The 12,288-nt window shown below is 74.8% G+C and carries 12 protein-coding genes and 1 pseudogene; 8 read left to right on the forward strand and 5 right to left on the reverse strand.

Annotated elements, in window-relative coordinates; genetic code table 11:
- Nucleotides 1–145: 145 nt before the first annotated feature.
- The 4 genes from ACFHW0_RS07815 to ACFHW0_RS07830 all read left to right on the forward strand — a co-directional run bounded on the left by ACFHW0_RS07815 (nt 146) and on the right by ACFHW0_RS07830 (nt 3,895).
- Nucleotides 146–913: an SGNH/GDSL hydrolase family protein gene (locus ACFHW0_RS07815; protein ID WP_121397367.1), complete on the forward strand. Its 768-nt coding sequence runs from the start codon at nt 146–148 to the stop codon at nt 911–913.
- A gap of 152 nt (nt 914–1,065) precedes the next feature.
- Nucleotides 1,066–2,301 carry a hypothetical protein gene (locus ACFHW0_RS07820; RefSeq protein ID WP_416606440.1) on the forward strand — a complete coding sequence of 412 codons (1,236 nt, stop codon included), beginning with the start codon at nt 1,066–1,068 and terminating at the stop codon, nt 2,299–2,301.
- Between the two features lie 180 nt (nt 2,302–2,481).
- Nucleotides 2,482–2,928, forward strand: a complete 447-nt coding sequence (locus ACFHW0_RS07825; RefSeq protein WP_416606441.1) for an imidazolonepropionase-like domain-containing protein — start codon at nt 2,482–2,484, stop codon at nt 2,926–2,928.
- Between the two features lie 64 nt (nt 2,929–2,992).
- On the forward strand, nt 2,993–3,895 hold the full coding sequence (locus ACFHW0_RS07830) for a sulfurtransferase (RefSeq protein ID WP_416606443.1): 903 nt from the start codon (nt 2,993–2,995) through the stop codon (nt 3,893–3,895).
- Nucleotides 3,896–3,990: 95 nt separating this feature from the next.
- On the opposite strand, the gene ACFHW0_RS07835 is transcribed toward ACFHW0_RS07830, so the two are convergent.
- From ACFHW0_RS07835 to ACFHW0_RS07845, 3 genes are all read right to left on the reverse strand, one after another.
- Nucleotides 3,991–5,172, reverse strand: coding sequence for a hypothetical protein (locus ACFHW0_RS07835; RefSeq protein ID WP_416606445.1), 1,182 nt, complete (start codon nt 5,170–5,172; stop codon nt 3,991–3,993).
- A complete protein-coding gene (locus tag ACFHW0_RS07840; RefSeq protein WP_416606447.1) occupies nt 5,169–5,714 on the reverse strand; it encodes a SigE family RNA polymerase sigma factor in 546 nt (181 codons plus the stop codon). Before ACFHW0_RS07840 ends, ACFHW0_RS07835 begins: the two co-directional genes overlap by 4 nt.
- Before the next feature lie 167 nt (nt 5,715–5,881).
- Nucleotides 5,882–6,460 carry a TetR family transcriptional regulator gene (locus ACFHW0_RS07845; protein WP_416606450.1) on the reverse strand — a complete coding sequence of 193 codons (579 nt, stop codon included), beginning with the start codon at nt 6,458–6,460 and terminating at the stop codon, nt 5,882–5,884.
- A gap of 107 nt (nt 6,461–6,567) precedes the next feature.
- Between ACFHW0_RS07845 and ACFHW0_RS07850 the strand changes: the two genes are divergently transcribed.
- Entirely contained in the window at nt 6,568–7,731 is a 1,164-nt protein-coding gene (locus ACFHW0_RS07850; RefSeq protein ID WP_416606453.1) for an FAD-dependent oxidoreductase, read from the forward strand.
- A 45-nt stretch (nt 7,732–7,776) separates the two neighbouring features.
- Here ACFHW0_RS07850 and ACFHW0_RS07855 read toward each other — a convergent pair whose 3' ends face one another.
- Together ACFHW0_RS07855 and ACFHW0_RS07860 are read right to left on the reverse strand one after the other, a co-directional pair.
- The gene (locus tag ACFHW0_RS07855; RefSeq protein WP_416606455.1) at nt 7,777–8,433 is read right to left on the reverse strand and encodes an MFS transporter; all 657 of its coding nucleotides are present in this window, start codon (nt 8,431–8,433) and stop codon (nt 7,777–7,779) included.
- A gap of 124 nt (nt 8,434–8,557) precedes the next feature.
- A pseudogene (locus tag ACFHW0_RS07860) lies at nt 8,558–9,043 on the reverse strand (MFS transporter); the annotation flags it as partial.
- Between the two features lie 153 nt (nt 9,044–9,196).
- Between ACFHW0_RS07860 and ACFHW0_RS07865 the strand changes: the two are divergent.
- The 3 genes from ACFHW0_RS07865 to ACFHW0_RS07875 all read left to right on the forward strand — a co-directional run bounded on the left by ACFHW0_RS07865 (nt 9,197) and on the right by ACFHW0_RS07875 (nt 12,281).
- A complete protein-coding gene (locus tag ACFHW0_RS07865) occupies nt 9,197–9,820 on the forward strand; it encodes a TetR/AcrR family transcriptional regulator (RefSeq protein ID WP_416606458.1) in 624 nt (207 codons plus the stop codon).
- A 77-nt stretch (nt 9,821–9,897) separates the two neighbouring features.
- Entirely contained in the window at nt 9,898–11,265 is a 1,368-nt protein-coding gene (locus ACFHW0_RS07870; RefSeq protein ID WP_416606461.1) for an acetyl-CoA carboxylase biotin carboxylase subunit, read from the forward strand.
- Between the two features lie 95 nt (nt 11,266–11,360).
- Nucleotides 11,361–12,281, forward strand: coding sequence for a hydroxymethylglutaryl-CoA lyase (locus ACFHW0_RS07875; protein WP_416606464.1), 921 nt, complete (start codon nt 11,361–11,363; stop codon nt 12,279–12,281).
- The last annotated feature ends 7 nt before the right edge of the window (nt 12,282–12,288 follow it).

A 12,288-nucleotide genomic window follows, 5' to 3' on the forward strand; every position in this document is an offset into this window, starting at 1 on the left:
CGATGACCTCCGCCACGTTTGTCCGTCGGCCACCCCCGCCGCCGGCCCTCCTGGTGAAGACTGTCCCGCGTCGGGAAGGGACCCTTCCTCCACCGGAAGCGACGACGAGGCGCCCTTTCCTGCCGCATGTCGGAGGGATGATCAGGTGCGCTGGCGCAGTTTCGTGGCGGTCGGGGACAGCTTCACCGAGGGCATGGACGACGCGTACCCGGACGGCAGCTACCGGGGCTGGGCGGACCTGGTGGCGACCCGGCTGGCCGCCGAGGCCGGCCCCGACTTCCGGTACGCGAACCTGGCCATCCGGGGTCGTCTCTTCCCTGGCGTGGTGGCCGAGCAGGTGCCCGCCGCGCTCGCCATGAAGCCCGACCTGATCAGCTTCGCGGCCGGCGGCAACGACGTGCTCCGCCGCACCTTCGACCCGGACGCCCTGGTCACCCGCTTCGACGACGTGGTGCGGAGGCTGCGTTCCGGCGGCGCCGACGTGGTCCTCTTCCGGTTCGCCGACGTGATGGCCCGGCTGCCCGGTCAGCGCCTCGTCGCGCCCCGGGTGCAACTGCTCAACCGGGCCGTCGGCGAGACCGCCGAGCGACACGGCGCCATCCTGGTCGACCTGTACGCCGACGACGCGTACCTCAACCCGATGCTCTGGAGCACCGACCGGCTGCACCTGTCGGCCGCCGGGCACCGGCGGGTCGCCGCGCAGGTGCTCAACGCGCTGGGCGTCGGCTGCGACGAGGAATGGCTGATGGTGCCGCCGCACCCGGCGCCGACGCCCTGGCTGGCCGCCCGCGCCGCCGACCTGCGCTGGGCCGGGCGGCACCTGGCGCCGTGGATCAAGCGCCGGCTCACCGGCCGCTCCTCCGGCGACACCGTCACCGCCAAGCGTCCGTTGCTCGGCCCGATCGCCGACTGACAGCCGCCCCGGGCCCGCCGGGGTGCCTGGACACTGCGACGTGCCTGTTGACCGGTGTGCCCGATATCTGCTTCGGGATCGCCGTGTGTCCGCCTTCCCGGATAGCATCCGCTGCCCCCGCCGACGGGTTGCGGGGACATGGGGAAAGGTGGATGAGGGATGGCCCTCATGCCTGGTACGACAAGGTCCAGAAGATCCGGGCGGTCACTGCTGGCTGCGGCGCTGTCGATGACGTCGCCGCAGGAGTGGTCGCCGTCGACGCCGCACCGGCCGCCGCGTACGACGTGCGGTACGAGAAGAACATCTCCTGGGCGTATACCGACACGCACCGGCCCACGAAGGTCTACATCGACCAGGCCGGCGACGTGCCGGTCGGGTCCTGGGCCGACGACCGTGGACGCCCGCACACCGCCCGGGCCTACTTCACCTTCGACATCACTCGCTACCAGGGTGCGGTGATCGAACTCGCGAAGTTCGACGCCAAGGAGGTCTCCGCGGACGGCACGGTGTCGCCCGTCCGGACGTACACCTTCGAGGTGAACGACGCGCCGCTGGTGGAGTCGGCGGACTACCCGAGGGAGGCCAACAGCGGTTTGCCCGGCGCGCCCGGAGTTTTCACCTTCCGACTGCAACGGCCGGACGTGGTGACCTACCACTACACCTTCCGCGACGAGGAGGAGAAGATCGTCGCGGCGGCTCCGGACGGCACCGCCTCGATCGACTGGACCCCGAGCCGGTCCGGCTGGCACCAGCTGACCGTGCGGGGCGTCACCGGCGACGGCACGGTCACCCAGAACCGTGAGTACGGCTTCTCGGTGCGGGAACCGAAGCCCTCCATCACCTCGTACCTGTACTACGAGTACGACCCGATGGGCGGCATCGGCGTCCCGGGCGGTTTCCGGTTCAGCTCGGAGCTGCCGAGCACGGTGGAGTTCGTCTACCAGCTCAACGACGGGCCGGAGCAGACCGTCGCCGTGACCGACGGGACGGCGGCCGACCTGACCGTCACCCCCGACCGGGGCTTCCGGAACACCCTCACGGTGCGCAGCCGGTCGGCGTCCGGGGAGCTGTCTCCGGCGGCGACGTACGTCTTCACGGTGAGCACCTCGCCGACGGTCGGCTCGAACACCTACCCGCACGGTGAGACCTCCGGCGGGGTGGGTGTGCCGGGCGTCTTCACCTTCACCCCGCGCATGCCGAACGTGGACAGGTACGTCTACCAGTTCGACAACGGCCCGGAGGTGACCGTGCCGGCGGGTCCGGACGGCACGGCCTCGGTCACGCTGACGCCCACCGAGGCGCGCTGGTACCCGCTCTCGGTCTTCGCCGTGGACGCGGCGGGCAACCGGTCGGACGTGACCTACCACTGGTTCGTGGTGCAGGGCTGACGACCCGCTGATCCGGCCCACCACCTGCACACGGGTGGTGGGCCGGTTTCGTCACCGACGCCGAACGTGGCGACCCGGCGTACCGTGGAGATCATGTTTGTGCGAAACCGTCCTCCGCCCCGACCGGTGCCGCGTGTGACCGGGTCGGCCGGCTCGCCCGGCCCGAGCGCCGGCTGAGTCGTGCTCACCCTGCACACCGCGCCGCTGCTGCGGACCGCGCCCGACGCCCCGCCCAGCCCGGGGGCCGCCGTCGCGGTCCGGGCCGACCGGATCGTCGCGGTCGGACCGCTGGCCGAGCTGACCGAGGCGTACGCCGGGGCCCGGATCCGCCGCTGGCCCGGCACGCTCGGGCCGGGGCTGGTGCACGACGGGCCGCTGCCGGCCGCCGACACTCCCCGCGAGCGGGTGCACGCGCTGCTGCGCCTCGGGGTGACCGCCGTGCTGGCCGGCCACCTGACCGATCCGGCGCTGCGGGCCGCCGTGGAGCGGAGCGACCTGCTGGTGCTGCCCGCCGCGGCCCGGCCGACGCTGGCACCCGGCGGTCGCGCCGACCTGGCGGTCCTCGACGCCGACTGCGTCTGCCTGGTGACCGTGGTCGCCGGCCGGATCGCCCACCGCCGCGCCTGACCGTCCAGTGACGCCGTTCCCGATGGCCGGCCGCCGGCCCGCGATGCGGCGTACCTTGGGGATCATGTCTGTGCCGAGCGATCCCGATCCCCGACTCCAGTCGTACGCGGACCCGCAGCGGTTGGTCACCACCGGGTGGCTGGCCGAGCACCTGGGCGACGAGGGCCTCGTCGTGGTCGAGTGCGACGAGGACGTGCTGCTCTACGACACCGGCCACATCCCGGGTGCCGTCAAGGTGGACTGGCACACCGAACTCAACGACCAGGTGACCCGCGACTACCTCGACGCGAAGAGCTTCGCCGAGCTGTGCGCCGCCAAGGGCATCGGCCGGGGCGACACCGTCGTCTTCTACGGCGACAACTTCAACTGGTGGGCCGCGTACGCCCTGTGGGTGTTCACCCTCTTCGGCCACCCGGACGTGCGGCTGCTCGACGGCGGCCGGCAGAAGTGGGTCGCCGAGGGCCGCGAACTGACCCGGGACAAGCCGGCCCGGCCGCACGCCGACTATCCGGTGCCGCAGCGCAGCGACGCGCCGGTGCGGGCGTACCGCGAGCAGGTGATGGCGCACGTGGCGGCGGGCCGCCCGCTGGTGGACGTCCGGTCGCCGGGCGAGTACACCGGCGAGATGCTGCACATGCCGGACTATCCGCAGGAGGGCGCGCTGCGCGGCGGGCACATCCCGGGCGCGGTCAGCAAGCCGTGGAAGTCCGCCGCCAACGACGACGGCACCTTCAAGGCGGCGGACGAGCTGCGCGCGATCTACGCCGACCAGCTCGGGCTCAGCCCGGACGACGACATCGTGGCCTACTGCCGCATCGGCGAGCGGTCGAGCCACACCTGGTTCGTGCTGCGGCACCTGCTGGGCTACCCGCAGGTGCGCAACTACGACGGCTCGTGGACCGAGTGGGGCAACCTGGTCCGGGCCCCCGTCGTCAAGGGCGACCAGCCCGGCGGCCTGGCGGGCTGACGCGACGGCCGGTCCCGCGCGCCCGCAGCGGTCGCGCGGGGACCGGCCCCTGCGGTGGTACGACGGCAGGGCCGACCCGCTCAACCGGCGGCGACTCAACCTGCAGAGAGCGACACCGCCCCGAAGAGGTTCCGCGTCACGCCCGTGACCTCGCGGGTCTCCGGCCGCCAGCGCAGCAGCCCGCCCGGGTTGTGACGCAGCAGCACCGCGCCGTCGGAGTCCCAGCCGAGCACCTCGCAGCAGCCCTTCCAGCGGTCCCGGCCCAGGTCGAGCAGGTGGGTCACCACGCGCGTCCGGGCGTTCACCAGCGCGACGCCCTCCAGCCCGCTCATGGTGCCGGTGGTGATCCAGCCGGCGCGGGCCACCCGGTCGCCGCGCTGCCAGCCCCGCCCGTATAACTCGTCGACCCGGTGACCGGGCGGTAGCGCGCGGAAGTCGACCTTGCCGTAGCTGCGGTGCGTCTCGTCGTCGCTCCACCGGACCGCCGTCAGGTTCGGCGGCGTGCCGCCCAGTTCGAGCAGGACGTTCGGCGGGGCCGTCGGGTCGGGCGTGACCACGTCCCAGGGCGACACCGGCACCTTCCGGGCGGTGCCGGTGGCCCGGTCCAGCTCGTACGTGGCGTCGTCGCCGCCGACGAGCAGCCGGTCGCCGGACCAGACGACCTGCTCCAGGTAGCCCTTGAGCGGGTGGCGGCGTACGGCGGCGGTGGTCAGGTCGACCACGATCACCTCGTCGGTCTGGGCGAAGGCGGCCGTCCGCCCGTCCGGGGAGAGGCTCCCGCTCTTCAGCGGCACCGCCTCGTTGCCCCAGGCGTCGCGGGTCGGGGCGGGGGTGACCACATCGAGGTCCCGGACGAGGCCGTCGTCGCCGAGCACCCGGATCCGGCCGGCGACGCCGGTCGCCGGGTCGATCGGCTGGTGCAGCGCCAGCGCCCGGCCTACCGGCCGGTCGGAGAGCGTCGCGCCGACGGGGTCGCCGAGTCGGCCCAGCGGGTGACCGGGATAGGCCAGGTCGGCCGGGGGCGTCTGCACGGGCACGGGGTGCGGGGCCCGGCTCTCCTCCGGCGTCGCGGTGGTGGCCGGTGGCGGCGGCGCGGCGGGGCGCAGCGCCAGTGCCGTACCGCCGGTGAGCAGGACGACCGCGAGCACCGTGGCGCCGGCGGCGCGGCGGGTGCGACGCACCCGGCGGGCCCGTTCCCAGCCAGTCACCGCCGGATGTGTCGGCCGGACGTCCTCGGCGGCGACGGTGAGCAGCCGGTGCAGTTCCTCTTCCCTCACGGGTTCACCTCCATCCTGGTGACCAGGCCGCCGTCTGGTCGTCCCTCGTCGCGGCCCAGATCCGGCGCGACCTCCCGCAGCCGGCGCAGCGCCGCGTGGCACTGGCTCTTGACGGTGCCCACGGTGACGCCGAGCGCCTCGGCGGTGGCGGTCTCGGTGAGGTCCTCGAAGTAGCGCAGCACCAGCACGGCCCGCTGCCGGGGCGGCAGGTGCCCGAGGGCGTCGCGCAGCGCGAGCCGCAGTTCCCCGTCGCCCTCGCTCGTGGTCCCCTCGGGCGGGTACGCGCTCAGCCACTCCCGGCGGCGTCGGCGCCACCAGGAGACGGCGTCGCGGTAGAGGATGGTCCGCACGTACGCGGCCGGGTCGCCGTGCCGCACCGAGGGCCAGCGCAGGGCGAGCTTGAGCAGGGCCTCCTGGAGCAGATCCTCGGCCTGGTGCCGGTTGCCGCAGAACAGATAGGCCGCGCGCAGCAGCCGGTGCTGGTGGCACTCGACGAAGGTGACGTAGCCGTCCCGCCCGTCGTCGATCGTCGGCGGTCCCATCCGCCCTCCCTCCGGTTGGCCGTCGTGCGTTCGCGTCACCACGTAGACGCACCGGGGTCCGGAAAGGTTGGGCGGGTCGCCGGCTGCTCGCCGCGCCGGTGCCGGGCAGCGGCGGTGCCGGGTGCGGCGGCGGCCGGCGTGGATGCTGCGGCCGGTGGTCGGCGCGGTCAGGCGTCGGGCGTGCCGCGCAGGTAGCGCTGGACGGTCGGCGCGACCCAGGCGACCAGCTCGGCCGGGTCGGCGTCGACCATCGGGGGCAGCCGGAGCACGTACCGGGTCAGCGCCACGCCGAGCATCTGGCTGGCGACCAGCCCGGCCCGCCGGGGGGCCTCCACCGGGTCGGGCACGACCCGGGTCACCGCCGTCGTGAGCTGGTCGGCGAAGATGCCGCGCATCCGCTCTGCCGCCGCCGGATTCGTGGCGGCGGTACGCAGCAGCGCGGCCATCGTCCCGTCGGTCTCCCACCGGTCGACGAAGTGCCGGACCAGCAGCTCGCCGAGCCGGTCGGGTGGCATGTCGACCAGCTCGGGCAGCCGCAGGTCGAACTCGGCCGCCGCCGCGAAGAGCCCCTCCTTGCTGCCGTAGTAGCGCATCACCATCGACGGGTCGATCCGCGCGTCGGCCGCGATGGCCCGGATGGTCGCCCGGTCGTAGCCGTCGGCGGCGAAGCGTTCCCGGGCGGCCCTGAGGATCGCCGCCCGGGTGGTGTCGGAGCGGCGGGCGCGGGTCGGCGCGGCGTCGGTCATGCCCACGACCGTATGCCAACGCCTGTTGACACTCCATTGCCGGCAGGCCTAACGTTGCCAACAAGCGTTTGCCAACATCCGTTGGCATTGCGGGACGGAGGCCGGCGATGCTGCCCACGAACACGGACGTCCTGGTGGTGGGTGCCGGCCCGACGGGGCTGACCACCGCGCTGACCCTGGCCCGGCGCGGGATCGACGTGACCGTGGTCGACCGGCTGGACCGGCCGCCGCAGACCTCCCGGGCGGCGGTCGTGCACGCCTACACCCTGGAGACGCTGGACCGGATCGGCGCCGGCGCCCCGCTGGTGGCCCGCGGGCTGCGGTCGCCGGGCTTCACCGTCCGCGACCGCGACCGGGTGCTGCTCACCGTGCCGTTCCGCGCGTTGCCGTCCCGGCACGCCTACGCGCTGCTGGTGTCCCAGGCGGTCACCGAGGAGGTGCTCGCCGGGCAACTCGCCGCGCTCGGCGTCCCGGTGCTGCGTCCGTACGCGCTGACCGGGCTGGCCGCCGACGAGGCCGGCGTGCTCGCCACCTTCGCGGGCGGCGCGACGGTCCGGACCCGCTACCTCGTCGGCGCCGACGGGATGCACAGCACGGTGCGGGAGCACGCCGGGATCGGCTTCGCCGGCCCGGCCGGCGGCGGGGAGTCGTTCGCCCTGGCCGACGTCCGGGTGGAGAGCGCGCTGCCCCGCGACCGGGTGTCCCTCTTCCTGGCCCGCTCCGGCCCGCTGGTCTGGGCGCCGCTGCCCGACGGGGCGGTCCGGCTGGTCGCCGCGGTGGCGGAGGCTCCCGCCGCCCCCGACCGGGCCTACCTCCAGGCGCTGCTCGACGAGCGCGGGCCGGCGAGCCGCCCCGACCGCGTGGTGGAGGTGCTCTGGGGCTCCCGGTTCCGGATCCACCACCGGATCGCCGACACCTTCCGCCGCGGCCGGGTGCTGCTCGCCGGCGACGCCGGGCACGTGCACAGCCCCGCCGGCGGCCAGGGCATGAATCTGGGCATCGTGGACGCGGTCGACCTCGGTGAGACGCTCGCCGACGTGCTGGGCGGCGCGCCCGACACCCTGCTCGACGGGTACGCGGCACGGCGCCGGCCGATGGCCGAGGAGGTGGTGGCCCTCGCCGCCCGCCTGACCCGGCTCGCCACCCTGCCGCCGGCCGCCCGACCGGCCCGCAACCTGCTGTTCCGCCTGCTCGACGCCGTGCCGCCGGCCCGGCACCGGATCGCGATGCGCCTCTCCGGGCTGGACCGGCGCGACGGGCCGCGCGGCTAGGCTGCCCCGGTGGCCAGGTGCGGCGTGACTGGGGTGGCGTGCTGCTCAACGCGACGGGCGCCGCCCCGGCCGGCCTGCTGTCCCGGCGCTGGTGGGCCCGGCGGCCGGTGCCGGCGCGGCCGGTCGCAGCGCCCGCCACGCCGCGAGGGTGACCAGCACGAAGACCCCGGCCACCGCCGCCGCCACCGGCCCCACCCCGTACGCCGCTCCGGCCACGCCCGCGAGGGCCGCCCCGAACGGCGCGGTGAGCAGGCCGACCATCCGCTGGGCGGCACCCACCCGCCCGAGCAGGGCGGGCGGCACGTGGCGCTGCCCGTACGAGGCCCACAGGCCGTTCCACACCGTGGTGCCGGCCGCGAACACGGCCAGCGCCAGCCCGCCGGGCACCGGGTGCCGGGCGAGCGCGAGCCCGGTCAGCGCGACGGCCTGACCGGCGAGCACGACACGCAGCGCGGGCACCGTGCCGAGCCGGGCGGCCAACCGTCCCGCCCCGAGCCCACCGGCCAGCCCGCCGAGGACCGCCCCGGCGGCGAAGAGGCCGTACCCGGCCGGTGGCACCCGCAGCACGTCGAGCGCGTAGAGCACCAGCACCGCCATCAGGCCGCTGATCGCCAGGTTGCTCCCGGCTGTCGCCACGGTAAGCCGCCACAGCATCGCGTCCCCGCGCACCCACCGCGCCCCCTCGACGCCCTCCCGCCACACCGATCGCGGCCGCCCGGGGTGGGAGCGGGGGCGCGGCGGGGCCGTACGGAGGGCGAGGGTCAGCAGGGGCGGCGCAGAGGAAGGTGACGGCGTCCACGGCGAACGGCAGCGGGGCGGCCAGGGCGAAGAGCACGCCGGCGGCGGGAGCGCCGACGAAGCCGCCCGCCACCGCCGAGCCGGCCTGGAGGCGGCCGTTGGCCCGGGCCAGCGCCGCCGGCGGCACCACGGAGGGCAGCATCGCGAACGAGGCGGCGTCGAAGAGGGTGCCGAGCGCGGCGAGCAGGAACGCCACCGTCACCAGCGCGGCGACGCCGGCCCGGTCCAGGGCGACCGCGAGGGCGAGCCCCCCGACCACGGCGGCGCGCAGCCCGTCCACCACCGCCATCGTCCGGCGGCGGTCCCAGCGGTCCGCGTACACGCCGCCGAGCAGGCCGAACAGCAGCGGCGGGAGCTGCCCGGCCACGGTCACCGCCGCGATCACCCGGGGGTCGCGGGTCAGCGTCGCGGCCAGCAGCGCCAGTGCCGGCGTACGCACGGCGTCGCCGAGCCGCGAGGACACGGCGGCGGACCAGAGCAGCCGGTAGTCGCGGCCGAGCCGGGGTGCGGTCATGCCGGCGACCCTCGGGGCTCGACCGGGTCGAGGGTCAAGGGCCGGGACGGGTCGGACACCGGTACCCGACGTGTCGGGTACCGGTCCGGACGTGAGCCAACCGACGGGTAGCGGAGGCTCCACGCCGGGCCGGTCGAGGTCTACGCTTGCCCGGTGACGGTGGAGCAGCAGGCACGGGGCAGGGCTAACGGTGCCGCGGGGGCGGGCCGGCGCCGGTCCCGCAAGGACGAGATCCTGGAGATCGCGGTCGGCCTCTTCGCCTCCCGGGGCTACCACGGCGTCTCGATGGACGACATCGGCGCGGCCGCCGGGGTGACCGGCCCGGCGCTCTACCACCACTTCGCGGGCAAGGAGGCCATGCTGGTCGCCGCGCTGATCCCGGTCAGCGAGGAGCTGCTGGCCGGCGGCCAGGAGCGCTCCGCCGGCCACCCCGACGACCCGCGCGGCGCGCTGGAGTCGCTGATCGACTTCCACGTCGACTTCGCGCTGGCCAACCCGGCGGTGATCGCCCTGCACCTGCACGAGCTGGACCGCCTCCCCGACGAGCCCCGACGCCGGATCCGCCGGCTCCAGCGGCTCTACGTCGAACAGTGGGTGACGGTGCTGACCACGCTGCATCCGGGCATGCCGGACGGCGAGGCGCGGGTGCTGGCCCACGCCGCGTTCGGCCTGATGAACTCGACGCCGTTCCTGGGCGGCGAGGTGGACCGACGCCGCCGGGCCGAGCTGCTCCGCGCCGCCACCCTGGCCGCCCTCCTGGCCCACCCCGGATCCTGACGCCGGCCCCAACTCGTCGGTAACCTCCCGGCCGTGGTTCCCTAGCACCGTCCCGACCCTGGACGCTGGGAGGAAACATGATCGAGTCGCTGCTGGTCGCCAACCGGGGCGAGATCGCCCGCCGGATCATCCGGACCGCCAGGCGGCTCGGCGTCCGCGCGATCGCGGTGCACTCGGAGGCCGACGCCGGCCTGCCGTTCGTCACCGAGGCCGACGAGGCGGTGTGCGTGGGACCGGCCAACCCGGCCCAGAGCTACCGCAACGTCGAGGCCGTGCTCGCCGCCGCCAAGTCGACCGGTGCGCAGGCCATCCACCCCGGCTACGGCTTCCTGTCGGAGAACGCCGACTTCGCCCGTACCGTCGAGGCGAGCGGGCTGATCTGGGTCGGGCCCGGCGCGGACGCGATCACCGCGATGGGCGACAAGATCAACGCCCGGAACCTGATGGCGGCGGCCGGCGTGCCGGTCGCGCCCGGCACGACCGATCCGGCGGCCGACCTCGACGCGGCGGTCGCCGCGGCGGCGGAGATCGGCTACCCGGTGATGGTCAAGGCGGCGGCCGGTGGCGGCGGCATGGGCATGGGCGTCGCGACCGACGAGGCCGCGCTGCGCACCGAGTACGACAAGGTGCGCTCCTTCGCCGAGCGGATGTTCGGCGACGGCTCGGTGCTGATCGAGCGGTACTTCCCCCGGGTGCGCCACGTCGAGGTGCAGATCCTCGGCCTGGCCGACGGCCGGGTGGTCGCCCTCGGCGAGCGGGAGTGCTCGGTGCAGCGGCGCAACCAGAAGCTGGTCGAGGAGTCGCCGTCGCCGGCGGTCTCCCCGGAGCTGCGCGAGCGCTTTCTGGCCGCCGCCGTGCGCGCCGGCGAGGCGGTGGGCTACCGCAACGCGGGCACGGTCGAGTGTCTGCTGGTCCCGCGCCAGCGGGACGCCAGGGGTGACGGCCCCGACTCCGAAGAGTTCTTCTTCCTGGAGATGAACACGCGGCTCCAGGTGGAGCACCCGGTCACCGAGCTGGTCTACGGCGTCGACCTGGTCGAGGAGCAGTTGCGGGTGGCCGCCGGCCTGGCGCCCACCTTCGACCCGGACGCGCTCGCCCCGCGCGGGCACGCCATCGAGCTGCGGATCAACGCCGAGGACCCGAAGCGCTTCCTGCCCGGCCCCGGCGTGATCAGGACCTGGGTGGAGCCGGGCGGCGAGGGCGTCCGGGTGGACTCGGGCTACGTCGAGGGCAACACCGTCACCCCGTTCTACGACAGCCTGATGGCCAAGCTGATCGTCAGCGGCGCGACCCGGGCCGAGGCGGTCGAGCGGGCGCGGGCGGCGGTGGCCGCGTTCGAGCTGGTCGGGCCAAAGAACAACCTCCCCTTCTTCGCCGAACTCCTGGAGAACGAGGAGTTCCTCTCGGGCGACTACGACACGGGCATCGTCTCCCGCATGCGCTGACCGGCCCCACCCCCGGCTGGGTGCGCAACGGGCGGGGTGGGTGGGAGGCTGGGGGGACCCAGCACAAGCACTGCGTCACAGTGAGGTGACCCCTTATGGCGGAAATGCCGGACTCCGTGTCGATCCGGGAGGTCGGGCCGCGCGACGGGCTCCAGAACGAGGACCCGATCCCGACCGAGGCCAAGGTGCGGCTGCTCGACGCCCTCTCCGGCACCGGCGTGCAGCGGATCGAGGCCGTCTCGTTCGTGCACCCAAAGGCGATCCCGCAGATGGCCGACGCCGACGAGGTGTGGCAGCGGGCCGCGAAGGCCGACGGCGTGCGCTACTCGGCGCTGGTGCCGAACACCCGGGGCGCGCAGCGGGCCCTGGCCGCCGGCTTCACCGAGATCGAGGTGGTGGTCTCGGCCAGCGACACGCACAACCGGCGCAACGTGAACCGCTCCACCGAGGAGTCGCTGGACGACATCGCCGAGCTGATCGACCTGCTGCACGGCGCCGGCGCGCAGGCCGAGGTGATCGTGGCGACCAGCTTCGGCTGCCCGTACGAGGGGGACACCGACCCGGCCCGGGTGGCCGCCATCGTGGATCGGGTGGTCCGCGACGGCGCCGACCGGGTGGCCTTCGGTGACACCACCGGCATGGGTACGCCCCGGCGGGTGCGCGAGCTGCTGACGGCGGTACGCGACCGCAACGCGCACGTCCCCGTGCTGCTGCACTTCCACAACACCCGGGGCACCGCGCTGGCCAACATGCTGACCGCGCTGGAGCTGGGCGTGACCGAGTTCGACGCCAGCGTCGGCGGCCTCGGCGGCTGCCCGTACGCGCCCGGGGCCAGCGGCAACCTGGCCACCGAGGAGGCGGTGCACATGCTGCACGACATGGGCGTCGACACCGGCATCGACCTGGACGCCCTGGTCGAGGTGGCCGAGCTGGCCGAGGAACTGGTCGGCAAGCGGCTCCCGTCGGGGGTGCTCCGCGCGGGCCCGCGTACCCGGCTGACGCCGCTGCCGGGCTGAGCGCTCC

Source organism: Micromonospora sp. LOL_025 (assembly GCF_048060285.1).
Classification (GTDB): Bacteria; Actinomycetota; Actinomycetes; order Mycobacteriales; family Micromonosporaceae; genus Micromonospora.